The sequence below is a fragment of the Bradyrhizobium sp. UFLA06-24 genome (assembly GCF_054967145.1).
This window is the reverse complement of sequence record NZ_JADFUE010000091.1, coordinates 1-18,869: the sequence shown is the minus strand read 5'-3', so window position 1 is coordinate 18,869 and position 18,869 is coordinate 1. Positions and strand designations below refer to the sequence as shown.

At 59.3% G+C, this 18,869-nt stretch carries 18 protein-coding genes and 1 pseudogene; 11 read left to right on the top strand and 8 right to left on the bottom strand.

From position 1 onward, the window contains the following. Nucleotides 1–370: 370 nt before the first annotated feature. Nucleotides 371–601, top strand: coding sequence for a phage integrase N-terminal SAM-like domain-containing protein (locus IF809_RS35215; RefSeq protein WP_462839845.1), 231 nt, complete (start codon nt 371–373; stop codon nt 599–601). Here IF809_RS35215 and IF809_RS35210 read toward each other — a convergent pair. From IF809_RS35210 to IF809_RS35200, 3 genes are all read right to left on the bottom strand, one after another. Then, a complete protein-coding gene (locus IF809_RS35210; protein ID WP_462839844.1) occupies nt 506–1,555 on the bottom strand; it encodes an HD-GYP domain-containing protein in 1,050 nt (349 codons plus the stop codon). The genes IF809_RS35215 and IF809_RS35210 overlap by 96 nt on opposite strands. Nucleotides 1,556–2,131: 576 nt before the next feature. After that, a complete protein-coding gene (locus tag IF809_RS35205; RefSeq protein ID WP_128965088.1) occupies nt 2,132–2,521 on the bottom strand; it encodes a response regulator in 390 nt (129 codons plus the stop codon). Nucleotides 2,522–2,533: 12 nt separating this feature from the next. Continuing rightward, nucleotides 2,534–6,130 carry a GAF domain-containing protein gene (locus IF809_RS35200; RefSeq protein WP_462839843.1) on the bottom strand — a complete coding sequence of 1,199 codons (3,597 nt, stop codon included), beginning with the start codon at nt 6,128–6,130 and terminating at the stop codon, nt 2,534–2,536. Between the two features lie 851 nt (nt 6,131–6,981). On the opposite strand from IF809_RS35200, the gene IF809_RS35195 reads away from it, so the two are divergent. The 4 genes from IF809_RS35195 to IF809_RS35180 all read left to right on the top strand — a co-directional run bounded on the left by IF809_RS35195 (nt 6,982) and on the right by IF809_RS35180 (nt 11,206). Then, nucleotides 6,982–7,896 carry a class I SAM-dependent methyltransferase gene (locus IF809_RS35195; protein WP_462839842.1) on the top strand — a complete coding sequence of 305 codons (915 nt, stop codon included), beginning with the start codon at nt 6,982–6,984 and terminating at the stop codon, nt 7,894–7,896. Nucleotides 7,897–8,300: 404 nt separating this feature from the next. Further along, complete coding sequence (locus IF809_RS35190) at nt 8,301–8,591, top strand: Hsp20/alpha crystallin family protein (protein WP_462839841.1); 291 nt, start codon at nt 8,301–8,303, stop codon at nt 8,589–8,591. 735 nt (nt 8,592–9,326) lie between these two features. Beyond that, entirely contained in the window at nt 9,327–9,539 is a 213-nt protein-coding gene (locus IF809_RS35185) for a hypothetical protein (protein ID WP_462839840.1), read from the top strand. A gap of 1,259 nt (nt 9,540–10,798) precedes the next feature. Next, the gene (locus IF809_RS35180; RefSeq protein ID WP_453982754.1) at nt 10,799–11,206 is read left to right on the top strand and encodes a hypothetical protein; all 408 of its coding nucleotides are present in this window, start codon (nt 10,799–10,801) and stop codon (nt 11,204–11,206) included. A gap of 640 nt (nt 11,207–11,846) precedes the next feature. Here the strand turns inward: IF809_RS35180 and IF809_RS35175 are convergent. Then, complete coding sequence (locus IF809_RS35175) at nt 11,847–12,035, bottom strand: hypothetical protein (protein ID WP_462839839.1); 189 nt, start codon at nt 12,033–12,035, stop codon at nt 11,847–11,849. Nucleotides 12,036–12,335: 300 nt separating this feature from the next. Between IF809_RS35175 and IF809_RS35170 the strand changes: the two genes are divergently transcribed. The 4 genes and pseudogenes from IF809_RS35170 (at nt 12,336) to IF809_RS35155 (ending at nt 14,597) form a co-directional block, all read left to right on the top strand. Continuing rightward, nucleotides 12,336–12,698 carry a hypothetical protein gene (locus IF809_RS35170; RefSeq protein WP_462839838.1) on the top strand — a complete coding sequence of 121 codons (363 nt, stop codon included), beginning with the start codon at nt 12,336–12,338 and terminating at the stop codon, nt 12,696–12,698. Nucleotides 12,699–13,342: 644 nt separating this feature from the next. Continuing rightward, on the top strand, nt 13,343–13,603 hold the full coding sequence (locus tag IF809_RS35165) for an ATP-dependent DNA ligase (RefSeq protein ID WP_462839837.1): 261 nt from the start codon (nt 13,343–13,345) through the stop codon (nt 13,601–13,603). Between the two features lie 265 nt (nt 13,604–13,868). Continuing rightward, nucleotides 13,869–13,967, top strand: a pseudogene (locus tag IF809_RS35160) (choice-of-anchor K domain-containing PEP-CTERM protein); the annotation flags it as partial. Nucleotides 13,968–14,366: 399 nt separating this feature from the next. Beyond that, on the top strand, nt 14,367–14,597 hold the full coding sequence (locus IF809_RS35155) for a hypothetical protein (protein WP_462839836.1): 231 nt from the start codon (nt 14,367–14,369) through the stop codon (nt 14,595–14,597). On the opposite strand, the gene IF809_RS35150 is transcribed toward IF809_RS35155, so the two are convergent. Continuing rightward, entirely contained in the window at nt 14,594–14,869 is a 276-nt protein-coding gene (locus IF809_RS35150) for a PilZ domain-containing protein (protein WP_462839846.1), read from the bottom strand. The two genes, IF809_RS35155 and IF809_RS35150, sit on opposite strands and share 4 nt — an antisense overlap. Nucleotides 14,870–15,221: 352 nt before the next feature. On the opposite strand from IF809_RS35150, the gene IF809_RS35145 reads away from it, so the two are divergent. After that, nucleotides 15,222–15,356 carry a hypothetical protein gene (locus IF809_RS35145; RefSeq protein ID WP_462839835.1) on the top strand — a complete coding sequence of 45 codons (135 nt, stop codon included), beginning with the start codon at nt 15,222–15,224 and terminating at the stop codon, nt 15,354–15,356. On the opposite strand, the gene IF809_RS35140 is transcribed toward IF809_RS35145, so the two are convergent. Both IF809_RS35140 and IF809_RS35135 read right to left on the bottom strand, forming a co-directional pair. Continuing rightward, nucleotides 15,353–15,478: a hypothetical protein gene (locus IF809_RS35140; RefSeq protein ID WP_283815010.1), complete on the bottom strand. Its 126-nt coding sequence runs from the start codon at nt 15,476–15,478 to the stop codon at nt 15,353–15,355. The genes IF809_RS35145 and IF809_RS35140 overlap by 4 nt on opposite strands. A 225-nt stretch (nt 15,479–15,703) precedes the next feature. Further along, nucleotides 15,704–16,306 (bottom strand): PAS domain-containing protein, encoded by a 603-nt coding sequence (locus IF809_RS35135; RefSeq protein WP_462839834.1) that lies wholly within the window; start codon nt 16,304–16,306, stop codon nt 15,704–15,706. Nucleotides 16,307–17,327: 1,021 nt separating this feature from the next. Here IF809_RS35135 and IF809_RS35130 point away from each other — a divergent pair. After that, complete coding sequence (locus tag IF809_RS35130) at nt 17,328–17,663, top strand: PilZ domain-containing protein (RefSeq protein WP_462839833.1); 336 nt, start codon at nt 17,328–17,330, stop codon at nt 17,661–17,663. Nucleotides 17,664–18,318: 655 nt separating this feature from the next. Here the strand turns inward: IF809_RS35130 and IF809_RS35125 are convergent. Beyond that, on the bottom strand, nt 18,319–18,869 hold a 551-nt coding region (locus tag IF809_RS35125; RefSeq protein ID WP_462839832.1), incomplete at its 5' end, for a tetratricopeptide repeat protein.

Genomic DNA, 18,869 nt, shown 5'->3' with positions numbered 1-18,869 from the left:
ATGGATGCCGCGGCGACGCGCCACGCGAACAAAATAGGCGTCAAGCGTCATTCAAAGGGCGGCAGAGCTACGCTTACCACCCACCACGGGAATGTGGTTGGAACTCTAGCTCACGTCCCCTATTGGCTCATCGCGTCATTTCGCTGCGCTGCGGAATTGATCCGCTATCGGGCATAGCGGACGGACTATGGCGAGTCGTCCGCCCGGCAACTTTATAAGTTCACGACCTAACTAACCCGATAACGCTAAGGGGCGTCCTGTCTTGAGATTGAGGATTGCAATAGCCTCACCCAAGAAAGGAGCATCCCCCATAACCGACGAGGCAATGAGCCCGTTGCGCCGGCGCATGGAGACATGACGATCCCGCAAGTTGGCGCTGAAGACCCAACATGACTACGTGCAAAGGATCAAGGACTTCGCGGCGTTCCTCGGGCGCTCGCCCGATACGGCGAGCTTCGAGGACGTGCGGCGCTTCCAGCTGCATCTGGCGTCTCTCTCCTGCTGCTTACCTTGTCAGAGCTACCTCTCTGAAGGCACCAACCAGCGGCTTCTCCAGCTTGCCGTCCATGCTGCTGACAATACCGTAGGCGTCCTCACGTGACATGGTGGAGCGGTATGGTCGATGTTCGATCAGCGCAGCAAAGATATCGCATATCGTCAGCAACCGAACGATATCGGAGATGCTGTGTCCGGACAGCCCATCGGGATACCCGCTGCCATCGAGATATTCATGATGGTGTCGCACTGCGTCGAGTACTTCTGGCGAGATACCCGTGTTGTCTTTGAGAGCTTCGTAACCAGCCACCGGGTGGGTCTCGATCAGGGCTCGTTCGTCCCTGTCGAGGCGCCCCGGTTTGTCGAGAATTGAAAGCGGGATAGCAGCCTTGCCGATGTCGTGAAACATGGCGGCTGTGTATAACCTTTCCATGTCAATCTGTTTCAAACCCAGGCTCAAGCCGAAATCGACGGCAACGCCTGTTACCAGGAGACAATGCTGATAAGTCCCCTCATGATGGCGACGAACGGATTCGAGCCACTTCGACAAGCCATGCTCGGCAATACTATTTGCGATCTTTTTGCCCGCATCTCTTGCTTCGTCCACGTCGACGGCTCCGCCTCTTAACACCGCCTGGAACATCGATGCTATGCTCGCAGCTCCCGCCGTGGTCGCGCCCCGCACGCCTATCCTGATTTCACCGATCTCGGTGGGCGACGACCTCGACTGGTCCAACTCAGCCATCAGCTGCGCAGGCGTGAGTGTGCTGGGAAGAACCTGAGTCGCTCCAAGCGCGTAGGCCTGCGCTATGGAGAGCCTTCTGGTTCGCTCGACCAAGAACACGCGCCGGCGAACCTGGCTTAGCTTTGCCGCCAGTTCCTTGAGAGCGGAAATGCTTTCCAGGTTGCGCATGTCCGCATCGACGACTATGGCATCGACGGCCGCAATTTGCAGAGCCACCCCTCCTAACAGTTCGGAGCTAAGAGTGTATTCCGAGGTAAGACCCGCGCGCAATCTTGAGAGCTTGCCAGGGGTGTCGCCAATGAGGTGGACGCGCATGATCAGCTTCCAATGAGTCCTCAAATAGTGATCGATGGCTGGATACTGGGGCTTGTGGGCTGGAGGCTCGTTGCGCGCTCGACACGGCTTGCTAAGAACAGGTGCGAGATCACTCCTAGCGTTGAAGCGGAATTTTCAAGTAAATAGTTGCGCTAAATTTTTAACAAGCGCCGAGCAATCGTTCTTTACACCCCGGTAATCGCTATGCTCCCTAGGGGAGCGCGCCTGATTTGCTTGGCCCACGGTATAGAATGTAATTCGTTGAGCCATTCAGTCATGGGTCGCCGCGTCCATTTTACTTGCGCGCTACGCCAATTCGTCGTTCATTGCGCAACACGACATAGACGATGACGGATCTCACCGGTCATTAGACGATGAAACGAGTCAGAAATCATCCATTCAGCGCCTAATCTTGATATTTGCAGCGCCACTCGCGTATTGAAAATCGTGACATAAATTGACCGTTGACCGACACAGAGACGAAGCTGACCTGTCCGTCTCAAATCTGCCGACGGAATCTCTGCAGGACGAGCGTCTTCACATATGGCTCATCGTCGACTTACAGGACGGTAGCGGTCATGCTGTTTGTCCGAGCCTTGCGTCGATCTCTTGGCGAAGCTGCCCGAAGTCGATCGGCTTGGTCAGCAGGCCCTCCGCGCCTCTCTCAAGGGCCGTCCTTCGGGTTTCCGCATCGCCATATGCCGAGATCATGATCACTGGGACCTCAGGGCGCTTGGCGCGTATCTCCGGCAACATCTCCAGCCCACTCATTCCGGGCATGTTGATGTCCGACAGGATCAGGACCAGCGAAGGATCGCAGACGTCGGAGGCGCGCTGCAGCGCAGCCGGCGCGGAAGTCGCGAACTCCATCGAAAAGCGGCCGGCGCGCAGCTCGCGCCGAAAATGCTGTCGAAACAACGTTTCCAAGTCGGGCTCGTCGTCCACGATGAGAATGTAGACGCTCAACTCCTACCTCCGCTATTGCCTTACCCCGATCCGAGGTAGCGTAATGATGAACTCGGTAAATGCCTCCGGCTCGGTTTCGACGTCGATCCTGCCGCCGTGTTGTTTCACAATTATGTCGTGGCTCATGGAGAGGCCGAGCCCTGTTCCTTCGCCGGCGGGCTTGGTGGTGAAGAAGGGGTTGAAAATCTTCTCTCGGACCTCCGCCGGAATCCCGGTGCCATTGTCGCGGATCCTGATCTCGACTTCACTTGCCAGCGCTCTTGTTGTCGCGCTCACAGTCGGCTCAAAAGAATTGCCGCTGGCTTCTTTGCGCTTGTGCGCCGCATAGAAGCCGTTCGAGATCAAGTTGAGAAGTACCCGCGTGATCTCTTGCGGATAAAGCTCGGCCATCCCGGCGCTCGGATCGAGGTCGCGCATGAGGGTGACGTTGAAGCCAGGCTTTTCCGCGCGTGCGCCGTGATATGCGAGATTGAGGCTTTCGTCGACAATCGCGTTGATGTCGGTCAGACGACGTTCGCCCGAACCCTCGCGCGAGTGCAGCAGCATGTTCTTGACGATGGAATCGGCGCGGTTGCCGTGCTGGACGACCTTCTCAAAATTACCTTTCAGCATGTTCACAAGCTCATCGACCTCAGCTCGGATCTTGTCGTCGAGTGCGACGTTTCCAAGCAGCTCGTCGAGCTCCTCGATCAATTCGGCAGAGAGCGCAGAGAAGTTGTTAACGAAATTGAGCGGATTCTTGATCTCGTGCGCGATACCAGCAGTGAGCTGGCCCAGTGATGCAAGCTTCTCGGTCTGAACTAGGCGGTCCTGGGCGGCCCGCAATTCATCGAGGGATTTGGCGAGCTCGCGGGTGCGCGCTTGAACCTCTTCGAACAAGCGGACGTTGCCGAGCGCGATCACCGCCTGATCGGCGAAGGTCTGCAAGAGTGTGATCTGATTGTCGCTGAAGGGCTGCACCTCGGCACGCCGAAGTACGATCGCGCCGATGCTCTCGCCCTCGCTCATCATCGGCACGGCAAGAAGCGTGCGGCAACCATCCTGTCGCGACATTGCCTGCGCAACAGGAAAGTTCTTACCTTCCTCGGAGAGGACATCGTGCATGTGGATCGGCACCCTCTCCGCAATCGCGAACCCCGACACGGAGGTGCGGTCGTCGGTCCACGTCTGTGTGCCCATTCCGATCGGCCCGTGGTGCGCGCGAACGACCAGATCGCATCCCTCCTTTAGGACAAGAACGGCATCATAGGCTTGACAGAGGTCGCAAGCGCTCTCGACGATCGTACGCAAGACTGGCTCAACGTCCGTCGGCGAGGAGGCAATCACTTTCAGGATGTTGGCACTTCCAGTCTGATACATCAGTGCCTCGGAGAGGTCGCGCGTCTTCGACTGTACCTCTTCAAACAAGCGGACGTTTTCGATGGCAATAACGGCTTGGTCGGCGAAGGTGGAGACGAGTTCGACCTGCTTGTCGGTAAACGGCTCAACTACCTTGCGAGCCAAAAAGAGCACTCCGATCGGCTCCCCAGAGCGGAGAAGCGGAACTCCGAGCAGCGTGCGATATCCGGCTGCTTGCTGCATTTCCGGATAAGAATAGTCTGGATCGGCCAAGACATCAGCAATCTGCACCGCCTTGCGCGCCAACAGCACCCTTCCGACAAGGCTCCCGCGTCCGGGGCGGAGCCGAAAGCCAGCTGCAATCTTCACCCAATCGACCGAAAAATTGTAGTTGGTTACGTGTTGGAAGCCGTCCGTCTCGTCTTGCCGTGTCATCGCAGCCATATCGGCGTTACATAGCTGCGCGGCCGATTCGGTCAGGGTATCGAGTACGGCTTGCAGGTCGAACGCCGAACGACTGATGACTTTGAGCACGTCCGCGGTCGCCGTCTGCTGTTGCAGTGCCTCAGTGAGATCACGCGTCTTCGCCTGCACTTGTTCGAACAATCTGACGTTCTCGATCGCGATTACCGCTTGGTCGGCGAAGGTTGCTACCAGTTCGATCTGCTTGTCCTCGAACGAACCGACGGCAAAGCGGAACAGGTTGATGACACCGAAGGCGTGCCCCTCCCGAATGAGCGGGACGCCGAGCGCGGCCCGAAAGCCCATCAGTTTTTGTGCCTGCGGACGACCAAAATCGGCATCAGCAAGAACATCCGGAATCCGAACGGGACGACCTTCAAGAATAGTTCGGCCAAAAATCGAGCTGCGCTCTGCTCTTGTCGTGTAAGTCTGGAAGTGCTCGATCCATTCGGGTTTGCAGCCATAGGTGGCCGCAAGCCGGTAGCTTCCCTCGTCCTCATAACGGATCGTTCCGATGTCGGCGTCGCACAGGCGGCAGGCCGACGAGAGCAGGGCATCCAGCACCGTCTGCAGATCGAACGCCGAGCGGCTGATCACCTTGAGGACGTCGGCGGTGGCGGTCTGATGCTGCAAGGCCTCACTCAACTCACGCGTCCTGGCCCGAAGCTGCTCGAACAGGCGCGCGTTCTCGATCGCAATCACGGCTTGGTCAGCGAAAGTCTGCAGCAACTGCACGTGGTGATCCACGAAGGAGCCGGCTTCGACTCTCGTCACGCTGATCAATCCGATCGGCATGCTGTTGCTCATCAGGGGTGTGAACAGCATGCTGCGGAAGCCACGCGCTCGCGCGATCTGCTTGATCTGCGAGTCAGGAAGTGCCTCGATGTCGGCGATCTGGACCGGCTTGCCGCCTTGAGCGAGCTTGAAGGGCTCGAATCGGGCGACGGGGCTCGGAAATCCGGCCTTCAGCACCTCATCAGCAGCCGGGCTGGTTGGCGTGAAGGCCGCAAGGTGCGCGACGTCGTCGACGAAGCGAAAGACCGCCGTCGAAAAGCCGCCGATCAGGCGCTTGGCGCTGCTCGCGATGGCATCGAAAACCGGCTGCACGTCGGACGGCGAGGCGGCGATCACCTTGAGGATGTCGGCGGTCGCGGTCTGCCGCTCCAGTGCTTCCTTTGTCTCGTTGAACAGGTGGGCATTTTCGAGCGCGATCGCCGCCTGGTCGGCAAAGCTTTGCAGCAGCACGAGCTCGTCATCGGAGAACGGCTCGAGTCGGTCGCGATGGACGATCAAGGATCCGATCGCGCTGCCCTGACTGCGCAGCGGCGTGCCGCACATTGTGCGTGTGCCTGCGGCTCGGGCGTGCGGCAGGCCAGGAAACTCAGCCAAATCGGGATCCAGTTTGTCCAGATCCGGCGCATGAATTTGCTGGTTTCGTCCGACCACCGCGCCAGGCATATTGCGGCCGCCTACCTTTATGGCGGTCAACGGTACGGCCTCGCGTATGCGTTGAGCGCTCGCGCCGTAGCGATAGGCTTTTCCCCATTCGCCATTCTCAGCGAGCTGAATCGAGACGCTGGAGGCACCGAACAGCCGCGCGGTAGTCTCCGCGATCTGTTGCAGCGCGCTGTCGGCATCGCCGGAGGTACCTGCAATGGTCGCCAGAACCTCCGAACTGGCAGCCTGTCGCTCGCGCGATTGTGCCAGCTCGCGCTGCAGGCGCTCGGTCTCGGCGACGCTCGACTTCAGCTTCTGTTCGAGCTCGGCAATCCTGCGCGCAAGCTCGGAGTCCTCGGACAGCGCGGACATCGATAAATCCATGTCGCCCGGAGCCTGCCGGGCCAAAACCTCACGATTATTCCACCGTCACCCCCGGTCGGCTAGCAATATCGATGCGGGATTTGGGACAAATCGTCCGAGAACCTTTCAGATGGTGGCCGGACAGCCTAGTCCTTGCTGGCGCAAATTCGCGCCTGTGAGACCTCCCTGTTTGAAGCTGGCAGCACCGTCCCAGATTGGCGACAGCATCCCCGCAGGGTGTGGGCCGAATTCTATGGGTTTGTCATCTCCGTGACTATAGCTAGCCTGGCGCGCCATTGGCTAAAATGGCGATAGCGACGTGGCGACCGGACGCTTTTTGACCATGCTGCACGAGTCAGCGCTATGGTTTGCTACCCAGCAGCGCTCCCTCAAGGTGCTTCCGGTGGAGCTGCTTATCCCCACCTATGCCGATTGCAGTCGTCCGTCTGAAGAACCGGGCTGTCAGCCCGGTTGTTCAGCTCTTTATGGACCAAGCGCATGGGGCTTCGAAATCGCTCGTCAGGACACCCAAACCTCGTAGCGCAACTGCTGAGTTGTGACTTTCGTATGGGTTAATGGGTCGGTCGGGCCAAGCGTTGGCGACTTCCGGTCTGCCCCAGCAAGCCGATTTCTCAGTGCCCGCATCGGAACTTCGTAGTCAGAAAAGGAGTGCCCGTTGCAAGTATTATGATTTCGGCAGCCCAGCGGCGCGCCAAGCCTCCGCCAACGGCGTGAATACAGCCGGCTCCGGGAGCCATTTCCGGGCTATGGTGCGCACCAAGTTGCATTACCTTCGAAAGCCTCGTCGGTGACGCGCGCCCTGTTGTGCAGCGAGACAATTCGTCCGGAGAAGGACTGAAATGATGGAGTCATTGCCCAGCCGCACCGCACTGGTGACATCGCTGATGAGAGCGTTACATTCGCGGTTCGACCCCTTTCCTCTTTTCAATGACCCCTGGGGCGATCGACTCGTTTCCGAAGCCGAGCGCGAGAGGATGACCGCGCGAATATTGGCCCGCATGGATGAGGACACACGTGCCCGCGCCCTGCGTACACCGGCCTCTGTGTTGGACGAATTCCTGCTGACCAACACCGCGCTGCCAGGAGTGGTGATTCGCTCTCGCTATGCAGAGGATGCGCTGCGCGAGGCGGCAATGAGAGGCATCAAACAATATGTCCTGATCGGAGCTGGGCTGGACAGTTTCGTGCTTCGCCGCCCTGCTTTTTCCGACGCCCTGACGATCTTTGAAATTGACCATCCGGCGACCCAGACGATGAAGATCCAACGCATCAAGGAATGCGGAATGTCGCTTCCACCGTCCGTGCATTTCGTCGCTGCCGACCTCGCCAACGAGGACTTGGTATCTGTCTTAAATCGCTCTCACTTTCGGCCAGATGAGAAAGCATTCTTTTCGTGGCTGGGCGTTTCGGTGTACCTGACACGCCAGGCCAATCTGGCGACCTTGCGTTCGGTGGCAACTTGCGGTGCTCGGGGGAGCGAACTTGTATTCACCTATGTCGACCAAGCTGAGTTCGCCCCGAACACATCGCGATCACCGCACAACGAAAATGCCAAGGTCGTCGCGCAAATCGGCGAGCCCTGGATTTCGGGATTCTATCCCGATGAAATCGTCGACGATCTCGCCCGTGTTGGTCTCAATCTGGTTGAAGATCTCGACGGCAAGGCAATGTGGGAACGCTACCGGGGAGCAAACACCAGGCTCGGGCACCCGCCCGCGACCTTGCACATAGCCCTAGCGCGCGTGGGAAAGTGACAGCCATCGCCGAGCGCTGTTAAGCGCGCTGCAGATAGCCGCTTCGGGTGATCAAGGACCGCAAACCAGTCCGGGGGGATACGTGCGCTTTTGCCCGAAGACCTGTCGTCATTCGGACATCACATGTTATGGAGGAAGTGGGCCTGTGGCCGAGCCAATTTCTGCCAGGCCAAGCCAATCGAAAATCGGTTGCACCAAATCGAATCACATGACAGGGCGCGAGACTGGAAATGAGGACTTTGCGCATTCGGTCCGCCCCAGCCGACTAATCAGGTGGGTAGTGGCTATCACCGCAGGGGGAGTTTCGGTCCGCATGCCCCAAGCCGCGCGACTTAGCAAGAAACTGATCAACTTGCTTTTTGAGTTGGTTGCTCTCGTGCGATAGCCACTGCTCGGCTTGAGCGATGAAGCTGCGGTCGCATTCTCGACCCGCATCGTCGAATTCTACGGTGGCTCAAACTGGCATTCGACCAAGTCAACGTCGAATACGACCTCCTGGCGGTGAATGGGGAGAAGGACAAGGACTACCACATGGTGGAACACGAAGCTACGGATGGTTCTCGCGGTCGCTCCCACTCCCGTCCGGAATCGATGCCGACCAGATCAAGGCCACTCTTCCCGCCCGAGCGCTGAAGGTCGTCATTCCGAAGCCGGCCTCCAGCACTCCCAGGAAGATCGAGGTCAGGGGATTCTAAGCAGTCGTAACAAGGCCCCGGCAGACTATGCCGGGGGCCCATGGCTGGCGCGAAACGCAGATCAGCGGAACCGACCGTGGTGACCTACGGCTGTACGGTACGCGGCATGAGCAAATCGGGTCCGGTACCCGCCGTAAGCTACTCTCGCCCCGTACCCTCGATAACCGAAACCATAGCCGTAGCGGTGGTGACCCCAGTAATGATGGCGGTAACCCCAGTAAGGCCGCCGATAACCCCAGCTCCACGAGGGCCCAACATAGCCGACACTGTAGGCGGGAGCGTAGTCGTAGCCATAGTCGTAGCCGACGGGATAGTCGTAGTCGTAGGCATAGGGCGATCCATAGTAGCCGTAGCCATAATACGGTCCAGCGAGTGCAGCACCGAAGAGCGCTCCGGTCGCAAGCCCGAGGCCGACCCCGCCCCACCCCCAACCGCCATGGCCCCAGCCGCCGTGCCACCCACCAACATGGCCAAAACCGCCATGCATCCCAAATGGCCGGGCCTCAGCGCTCGTCGAAAGCGTCGGAATTGTCGCAGCCATTAAGCCGGCTACTGCTAAGCTGGTTAAACGCATGTTCATGCTCTCCTCTAAGCAAATTGCGCGCCCCAGAGCCGCAACGAAAAGGACGCGACTGCGTTCCGAACTGGTGAGCTGTTTGTGCTAGTGCCCGGCCTCTTCCGGCGCTTGTGGCGCCCGCAAGTGGTGCCGTAGAGAGCCGTTGTTAGAGACGTTGTATGTCGCGCTTCATCGTTCGCTTCATCAAGGATGTGCTCGGCGAAAACGGGCAAACCTACGAGGTCTGCCAAACCACCATCGGGCTGGATGCGCGGAACGATGCGGAGGCCGAGCAGAAGGCCAAGGAAAGGCTTTGCGAGACCCACGCACCCCACGACTGGTCTCTCCACGCCGATCCCATCAAGGTGGACCCTGCCGACTTCCCGTCCTGAGCCCGAGATATGCCCATTGCGGAGCAACCCTCCAGCCACGAAGGAGCCAGGCATGACGAAAGCCTTCGGATTGGCGGTCATCGCATTCTGCATGATGGCCGGGACGGGGCCGGGCCAAGCCGCAGGCCCGTCGAACGGCAAAGGCATGCCAAGCGATGGTCCGCAAGCTGTCATCTCGTCGACAGCGGGCAGACGTACGCCACCGATCAGGCGCCGCCGTTTGCCTACCTGGCGCGGACATCCGACTTCGATCAGAACAGGCTCGCCTTTCTGCTACTCATGCCGCATGCGAACATGCCGAACCTATCCTTGAACATGGCGGAAGTGACGCTGTGTAGGGACCACACAACGGCAGCTTGCTCTTCTGAACCGCCACGGGCTTGCGCAGTATGACGCCCGACCTGATGGCGTGGTGACGTTGGCCACGTGGTGCACGAGAACGCTGGGCACCAAATTGAGCGATATACGAATTCGAATCGTTGCTTTGGCAGCTCTGTTGACCTCGTCGGCCTTCTGCTCGCAGCATGCGCAGGTGCCGATCGCTCATCGTCCAGTCGTTCTGGCGCATGCTGGGCCCGCCACATCAATGAACAACCTCCACCTCGAGAGCGCATCGACTCCACACTCCCGGAATAAAGTCGGACCTGAACTCTGCACGCGGGAAAGCCTCACGTTAAGGCACTGCCAACGCGGAAAAAGAGCCTGGGCCTGGCCTTACGATGACCGGGCATGTCGTTGCGCGATACCACGCTAGGCTCCATTTCGCGCCGTAAGCTGTGCTCTAAGGTGTTCTGGGTTTTCCGGAGCGAGGCAGATCCTGTTGCGCAATCGTCAGCGCCTGCGGGACATGGACGCCTGATCGCGACGGTAGGTCCGGGACCGGATCACGACAATCCCCACCGACCTTCAGTGGAGAGGTCCACGAAGCTTCGCGAGGATTCGGCGAAGATCGCGGGCGCGTTCCTCAAGGATCAGCAATCTCTCGTCCGCCTGCGAGGCAAGGGGCTTGGAGGCGGGCTTCGGTGTCTGCCGTCCAGGACAGCGGATGTTTTCCGAGCAGTTCATGCGCCGCAGGATGGCCCAAGCTCGAACAGGATCGTTGATCCAGGTCAGCGGAGGGGGTTCTTTTTGCGATTTCCAGCGGGAAGACGGGAGCGCCGGGGGCTCTGGTTCGCGTCGCCCCATCGAACCGGCCGGGCAGCAACCTCCGTGCGTTGCGCGAGTTTGAAGGCGACAGCGACATTGTCCAGGAGGCAAACATGACCCGCATCCGCTTCGGCTTCGCGCTCATTACCGCCGCGCTCCTGTCCTTCCCCGCCGCGGCTCAACAAAGCCAGGGCTCCGGGGCGGCCGGCCCCGCAACCACCGGCATGAGCAAACGCGATGAGAGAGACCCGATCGGTCTCACGTCGACGCAGAGGCAAATGATCGCGTGGAGCATCGCCGGCGTCGCGGAGAAACAGGCTTCTCCGCAAGGTTTTCAGCCGAAAGCCGGAGACAAGCTGCCGGATCAGCTCAAGTCCGCGCGGATCCCGTCGACGATCGATCAGGTCGCCGATCCGGTCCGGAACTACGAATATGTGATGCTCGAGGACCAGAACCTGCTGCTGGTCAGCCCTCAGGACGGGACTATCGCCGACGTGATCCATCTCGACCGCCGTCTCTGAGATCGGCCTGCAAATCTGCGGTCTCACTTCCCGGCAAGCGAGCGCAAACACGCCAGTCTCGAGATCGCTCTCTCGGGGAGGCGCTGCAGGATTTCGACGGGCTCGGCGTCGCCCGAACGTTCCGCGCCTCGAGATACGCGTCGGCCAGGGCCTCTGCGATGGTTTCCGGGTCCCGCCGCTCGAGCGCGCCCGGAAAGCTTCCGAAATCGCCGGCTTCGTCGGCCATCCGCATCGTCTTGTCGCCGAGCTCTCGCGTGCGCACTGCCGCCGGTCACTTCAAACGGCGTTCGAGAGCCGCCAGGTGCGTCGCCAGGCAAAGCTCAAGCCTCCGCGCCTCGACCTGCTCCGCCGATATCCGTCTCGCCTGTCAGCTTCTGGTCGTGCTCGCGGTGATCGGCGCGGCGTCTTTCCTTACCAACGTGGCGCCGGATCCTTGCCCTGAGGGGATTGCGAGAGCGGTACCTTTGTAAGGCTGTTGTCGCCGGGCGACAATCCAACGTCGCGCTGACCACCCGTAAATTTCACAGGAACAAAGGCTACAGGACAGGCTTGTGAGTCGCGCCGGCCGCCGCTGGGCTACGGAGCGGCCCCGGCCTTACCCCTTTGGGAGCCGGGGCCGTCTCTCCAGATCCGGCTCAAATCATCGCATGTGAAGACTGATTGTCGACTGCGACGTTACCGGCTGATGAATCGCGTCCATCAGGCGCTGGCCAAGGGCCTCGTACACTTTCACCGCCAGATTGAGCGCCATGTCGCCGCCAGCGACACTGTCGAGCTCACTGTCGGTCAACATACGGTTTTCCGAGTTCTTGGCGTGCCTATTCAGCATGGTTTGCTCCTGTTAATTAGATCGGCGGACTATTCCGCGGCTGAGAGAACGATCCCTCTGTTGATCTCAGGAGTACGACGGGCCGATTTTCGCCGCCGTGATGAGTGTCACACAGGACGATTAGGGCCTCAATTCTCAACCTGAAACTGATGCTAGAGCGTCGAGGGAACAAAGGGCCCCATATCGGCTTCTGAGTCTCGCTGGCTCGCCGCTGAGCTGGCGGAGCGGCCCCGGCCCATACCCCCCAAGCCCCCCTGCGAGCCGGGGCCGTCTCTCCGCAGACAGTACCGGAGTGTGCGTATGCGTTCCTCGCCCTCGATCGTGCCGGCCGATCGCCTGGACCATGACATCTATCTGGTGCTTGAGGATTTCGGCGCGCGTGCCGGCTGCGCCTGGCGCGAGACCGACGAAGCCGACACTGATCGAGAGACCATCCTGCGGGATATCATCTCCGGCCAATACGCTTACCCCTTGCGGATCGTATGCTTCAATCCGGTCGAAGGCTGGTCGCGCGACGCAACCAGCGACATTGCCGACGCCCTGGCGGAACGCGCCGCGCACACTGGTGCGGAGATCCCGCCGGCGCTGCAGGACTTCATCAACACCAACGCCACACGGAGCTTTGACGTGCAGCTCGCGCTTCCCCTGCGCGGCGTGGCCTGATGGCTGCGAGGAAAAACCGATTGGCTGGACGGCCCGCGACGAGCGCGAGCACATCATCCGATGTCCGACATGCGGCGAGCTGATCGACATGTGCGATCTAGGCCAGGTTATTGATCACCTGCACGGGCAGGGACGTCGAGGAAGAGCCGACGCAGCACTAAAAACCGGTGCCGGCAGAGTTTGCGGAGCGCCACATGGATCCCACTGTTCGCCTTCTCCAAGATCTCTACAACAGCGAGACCAATTACACGATCGCTACCTTCTGGGATGCCGGCTTCAGGGTGCTATTGGCGCACGACCTGAATGGGTTCGCTGCTGAGACGCGGGTGCCGACCTTCGCTGACGCAGCCCAATGGCTCGCGATAGCAGCCATCACGCACCACCCCGATTCCGGGTTTGCGAAGAAATATCGGACCTCGCGCATCAGGGTCGAAGCAAGCCTTATAGCACCAAGCTCACCAACCAGACCGCAAGTGAGAAGCAGACCGCAATTCCAAGGTATGGCAATGCAATTGTCATCGGTACCTCACTGAAGAATTCCGACGTCAAAACACCGCCCGAGATTCGCATATTCGCGGCCCCGTGACTATCTCGTTCTCACGTCCCGCGTCTTCGACTTCTGCCTGCCAACCGCTGCCGAGGCCGTGCCTGACGGCCCCGACTGGTTCCACGAGATCAAGTACGATGGTTATCGCCTGCGCGTCGAGCGCAACGGCCGCTCCGTGCGGCTCATAGCCAGGAATGGCCACAACTGCACCGACCGCTTTCCGTGGATTGCCCAGTCCGCGCTGCGCAATCGCGAGCAGCAGTTCGTCATCGACGGTGAGGCCGTCGTGCTCGGCGTCGACGGACACGAACGGGCCGCACTTTGTGGGGTACAATGGCAGCGCCGGCACCTACGCTGATACAGCCACATTCACCTCGTCCGAGACACTTGTAAGCTTGCCACTTCTCTCGCTCAAACGGATCGTCCGCGGGTGAGAGTATTACGTCGACGGCCTACGACGTTAACGTGGTAGTCGGGACTACGTCCGCCGTTCTCGGCAACATCAATGCTTGGACAACGTTCGCTCTTAGTGCTCCTGTGATCACAAGCTCACGTGGACAGCGAGCGGAAGTGGCTTTCACGCCTATGGAATGGACAATTTCTCGTTTTCGAAAAACTCAGCCGTGCCCGAGCTCGCTAAATGGGCGATGATGATCCTAGGCTTCTGCGGCCTCGGCTTTATGGCGTATCGGCGGAAGAACGTCGCCATGAGTATCGCCTGATCTTCAGCCTTGTCTGCGCTTAGAGAGACCGCCTCCGGGCGGTCTTTTAGTTAGCGGGTTTCAGAATTAACCCGCAGCGCGGGCATCAAGCTTAATTCGTGACTGAGATTGCCGACGCTGCCAAGAACGCTACGCTGCTTACACCGGACAATTGCCCCGTCCGGAATCCCCGTGGCGAAGCAGGCGCGCCAACATACTCGGCGCGTCGGCTTCGTTCGTCACCGGTGCGAGCATATGCGAAACCTTCTTTTATTTGTCTTCGGTGTGTGCTTTTGGATTGTACTAATTGCGGCGATAATCACCACGGTTGCCCGCCTAAGCACCGAAGCGAAAGAGCGTCGCAGCGAGGCCGTGGCCTCCCACCCTTCGAAGACCAGGCGTTGATCGGGGGAGGAGGAAATGTCAAACGTGATGGAGCAGATTGTCGCGGGGTACGTAAAGACAAAAGACCGGCGCGCCCTCGCCCAACTACTCGCCCACCGTCGGAAGTTACTTTCGCGACTGGAGGCGGTCTCTGGCATCGACCCGGCCAGCTCCGTTCAAGCTGTCCAAGATGATCTCGCCATCATCGAAGCCGGTATCGAGGAGTTGAAGCCACCAGCCGGGACGCTGCCGGAGAATGAATTCTAACAGGGCTTTTTCGCCCTTGTAGCTTCGTAACTGCTGGATTCCAGCGCCACGCCGATACGCATATCTTGCCGCCAGATGACGCGGGCTGAAAAGCGGCGGCCTTCCAGGGTCAGAACGAGAGTGAAGTAATCAGGCAAGCCGAACGAGCTACTTACGTCGAGCGCGGCACCCTGCTCGGAAAAATTACGGACCATGCACGCGACCGCATTCACGCCAAACTCAATAGTGCCTGGCTTTAGCACTCGCTCCCGTATGGCCGCCCGCTCTCGCATAAGGGAAAGCTGCACGGTCAAAATGAAGGATCTGTGCTCGGAACACCTAAACTTCTAACGACATCCTTGCTCAGATTGTTGTCCGGACCTCCTAGGCATCAAGCTTAACACGCGACTTCAGTTGCGACATGCGCGCCGAGAGCTAGGGTGAACGGGCCGGCGATTTCCCTAAGACCGGTCCAACCGTAGCAAAGCCGTCGCCAGCATATTCGGCGCGGCGGCTTTGTCCTGACGTAAGTGCTCAGATGCTTTGGTTCGTGCCTCTCGTTTTCGCTGGCTTAGCTTTATTCGTGCACCTGTACTGCCGTACTCTGGCGCATCGGAAAGGGCCTTGGATTATGGATCAAGACCGATGAGCCTCACGACATCAGGGCCCGAACGACACCCGCTCTGGCCCTGGATCGTCTTGATCACCGGCTTTGGCGCGCTTGGGCTGGGCGCAATCTTCGTGCTCAGCTGGGTTATGCTGGCGCTGCTCGGCTATTAGCGAGCCTGCTGGCGCTCGTACTGTATCGCCGCCAGTGCTCCGATCGCCACCACAAAGAGCGTTGCCCAAAGGCTTCCGGGTGGGACGCAGTTGATGCAGGTGGTGACGATTTCGGTGCTCATCTGATTTCCTTCCAGTCGACGTGGCATTTCTGCGGAGGCCCACCAGCGAGTCAAGCTCTTAATCGTACTGGACGCGAATTGGCTCAACCTTGGCGGAAGGTGGAATGGGGTTCGGCCGGGCGATTTCGTCCGGATCAAGCGACACCTGCTAGAGGAGTTTAGGAGCAGCCTGCTGGCGGAACTAACATTGTCGTCCCTTCGTCCGATCGACGGTGAGCCTGGGGTTCACCCAAATTCAAGATCGTCAGCCCAACCTGCTGAGAGCACGGGCCCGCCGACGAGCCCCCGGTCGATAACGGCGCGCACAGCCGGTGCCGCTACCAAGTCAGTGCGTGTCATCAGGTTTCGAAGATCAAATCGGCCATCAGGACTAATGGTCTTAAGAGAGGCGACCAGCTCAGTAATCTCATCGTCAGCTCCAAAAGGCAGGAGCAGTCGCTCATACGCTACCTTGCGGCCGTCAGCGTCTTCTAAATGAGAAACGGTGTACACCGGGCATCGCCGTGCAACGCATAAATGATAAACCGGCATGACCGAGGCTGCCAGCCGGGGTCCGACATATTCGTCTAGCCGGCGCCCTTTTCCGGTTTGGCCATAAGCGGTAGCCATTCGCGTGCCTTCGCTTTCGATCGTAAGAACGGGAGGCCAAGCCGTCGCATCGACGGAGTAATAAACCAGATCCTCGGCCTCCTCTTTTAGACGGCCCGGCTCATATTCGGAAAGATTTGGCAGCCTTTTCGTCCGCGCGTAGAGCCGACACCATGTAATTATAAGATCGCGCTGGCGGATCGCGGTAACGACGGCTGGTGTTTGGCTCTGGAAATCCATGGGCGATGGACCTGAATGCTATCGATTACGCTAGCTCGCATCTCACTAAAGGGCCATTAACGCACGATGGCACGCCCAACGTCCCCCTGAGCGACCGGCATCCGATCGAGTTCAGGCGTTAGACCCCTGCGAACCGAGGCCGTCTCTCCATCGCAATCGCTCCGCGCCTGTTCAGCTTAGTCCCTTACGAATACGTGTTCCGCTTATAAATACACGGACTGAGAAGCAAAATACGGTTTTAACCGTCTCTCCCCGAGAACTACGGGATGCCTCGCGCCAACTGAGGCGGCCTTACTCTGCGAAGTCACGTAGCAGGCGCTCAATATCCAGCTCATGCAGTTCTTGCGTGCGCGTCAAGCTGGCAAGTACGCTCACGGCGCACGTGGTGTGGTGACCATCCCGGTCCAATTCCGCAATTAGCCGCTCCTGCGGGGCAAAGTGATGTTCACCCATCGCAGCACGATGTCGCGATTGGTCTAGGTGCTCTCGAAGGATGGCGCGGACCACGCTGGCACCGCGCTAAATGTGCTACCAATTGTGAAATGGATCACATTGCACCGCGGCAGAGCTGCTGTAGGCTGCTGCTTACCGGGGCTGGCTGCATATTTCACTCAGATCGTTTTTCACCCGGAATTTTTGACAAGGCGCGGGCCGCGGCAGTTCACTGCTGCGGCCTTTGCGTTTCCTAACCGGCCGGCTGCCAGACCCAGCACGCTTGCGGCGTCGCCTGGGCTTTCTCTCAGCTTAACACACCGTTCCGAAATTGGCGTCATTCGAACGATTGCATCCTAAGACCGAACATGGGACCGCTGGCGTTCCAGTCCCATGCTCCGGTTGCCAATCCAATTGCGGATTCAAACGCCGGGAGATTTAGGCCGCCAGTATGACCTGCAGGCCTTTTGCATCAGCGCGCTTCAATGACGCAATGAGCCGCTGCCCGTCGCGCTTTCCGCGGGTTCGGCGCGCCCTAGACAATTCTCGCCTGATAGACGGCGAAGCTTTGTGATTAACGCTTTCTTAGATGCGTGCGAGAATTCGATCGAGACTTTCCGCGATATGTTTCAACAATTTCTCATCTCTCGCTCGTATTCTCGCGATCATGGAAAAGCGCAGGATACGCCGGCGGCGCGTCTTCAGGGCCGCTATCATCGAGTCCCCGGCGGGCGCCTTCAGCTGCGTCGTCCGCGATCTCTCAGATGCGGGGGCGCACCTTGAGGTGCCAAGCCAGATCGGAATTCCGCACGAGTTCACTTTGAGCATTCCGACTGCGGATTTGCGACGGGAATGTCGAGCTGTGTGGCGCTCGAGCAAGCGGATCGGAATCGCTTTCGCCTCCGCAGAGACGGTTCTGCCCTAACAAACCTGAGATATCGCGCCCCAGCCGAGCAACTGATGATGGTTATCGGCTTCTTCGGTGTTTGCTTCATGGCTTATCGCCGGACGTCGACTTCCGCGTAGCTTAATCCCCGCTGCTTCAGCGGATCAGAGAGATCGCCTTCTGGCGGTCTTTTTGTTAGCGCGTTCCAGAATTAACCCTGAGGACGGGCATCAAGCTTAATACTGGTCTTAAGTTGGCGCGCCGATTGAGTGGCCTATAGTCACCGTGGCCGCGTAGTCCCCAATGGTGCTTCCCACAAGCAGCGGCCATACACGGAGCCGCTGTCGACCCACCCAACACGCAGCGGCCTCTCCCATTGGAGGTTGGGATGCGTGCCATCGCTTCAGCTCTCCTGACCGCATGCGCGTGGCTGGTCATGTTCACGGTGCTCACCGTTAACTTAAGCCGGCAAGCACTGCGGCGTACATCCGATAAGCGGTGAACCAGACAATGTCCGCGTCACGAAGACAGGCTGCACCATCCTCTCTGGCCCTGGATCATCGTACTTGCCAGCTTCTGCGTGATCGGGCTCGGATTAGTCTTTGTGCTCAGCTGGGTTCTACTGGAAGTCGGTCCCGCGCAGGCTCGCGGTTTGGACGCCGTCACGGCTCTGCCTGATAAACCACCGGTCTGATCACTCGGGCAAGCCGAGCTTCCTGAGATTCTCTCCCATGCGATTGAGGACCGCAGGAGAAAACACCATGGCTTGTTTGAACTTCGAGATCGTCAAATCCGGGTAGTGATGCATTAACTTGGCAAAGACCTCCTTCGCCTCATCGACCCGGCCGGCTCCCGACAGAACTGCTGCTAGATTGCGATAGATCCAACTGGCGTTTGGCCGCTCCTCGAGGGCGCGTCGGTAGTACGCGGCAGCCTCATCATATTCTTGCGCGATTTCATGCGCCGAGCCGATACCTACGTAGTTGTTGAAATTCATGGGGTCGATGGGGCTCAGGCGCAGGGCCCGTTCGAAATTGGCGATGGCCTTTTCCGGTTGATCGGCATAGTTTTCGAGCCATCCGAGCCTGCTCCAGGCCCACGCGGCATTGGGATCAAGCGCGACGGCACGCTCGAGCAGCATACGTGCGGTACCATAATTGCGGACGAAGGTGTGTACTGCGCCGAGGACCGCCAAGATGATGGGATCGGCTCCGCTCATTTCTGCCGCGCGCTCGGCAAGGGACC

Coding starts and splice junctions, on each gene's coding strand:
- IF809_RS35210 (WP_462839844.1), bottom strand. CDS start 1,555: ATGCGCGTCCACCTCATTGGCGACACCCCTGGCAAGCTCTCAAGATTG.
- IF809_RS35200 (WP_462839843.1), bottom strand. CDS start 6,130: ATGTCCGCGCTGTCCGAGGACTCCGAGCTTGCGCGCAGGATTGCCGAG.
- IF809_RS35195 (WP_462839842.1), top strand. CDS start 6,982: ATGATGGAGTCATTGCCCAGCCGCACCGCACTGGTGACATCGCTGATG.
- IF809_RS35190 (WP_462839841.1), top strand. CDS start 8,301: ATGAAGCTGCGGTCGCATTCTCGACCCGCATCGTCGAATTCTACGGTG.
- IF809_RS35185 (WP_462839840.1), top strand. CDS start 9,327: ATGTCGCGCTTCATCGTTCGCTTCATCAAGGATGTGCTCGGCGAAAAC.
- IF809_RS35180 (WP_453982754.1), top strand. CDS start 10,799: ATGACCCGCATCCGCTTCGGCTTCGCGCTCATTACCGCCGCGCTCCTG.
- IF809_RS35175 (WP_462839839.1), bottom strand. CDS start 12,035: ATGCTGAATAGGCACGCCAAGAACTCGGAAAACCGTATGTTGACCGAC.
- IF809_RS35170 (WP_462839838.1), top strand. CDS start 12,336: ATGCGTTCCTCGCCCTCGATCGTGCCGGCCGATCGCCTGGACCATGAC.
- IF809_RS35155 (WP_462839836.1), top strand. CDS start 14,367: ATGTCAAACGTGATGGAGCAGATTGTCGCGGGGTACGTAAAGACAAAA.
- IF809_RS35150 (WP_462839846.1), bottom strand. CDS start 14,869: ATGCGAGAGCGGGCGGCCATACGGGAGCGAGTGCTAAAGCCAGGCACT.
- IF809_RS35145 (WP_462839835.1), top strand. CDS start 15,222: ATGAGCCTCACGACATCAGGGCCCGAACGACACCCGCTCTGGCCCTGG.
- IF809_RS35140 (WP_283815010.1), bottom strand. CDS start 15,478: ATGAGCACCGAAATCGTCACCACCTGCATCAACTGCGTCCCACCCGGA.
- IF809_RS35135 (WP_462839834.1), bottom strand. CDS start 16,306: ATGGATTTCCAGAGCCAAACACCAGCCGTCGTTACCGCGATCCGCCAG.
- IF809_RS35130 (WP_462839833.1), top strand. CDS start 17,328: ATGCGTGCGAGAATTCGATCGAGACTTTCCGCGATATGTTTCAACAAT.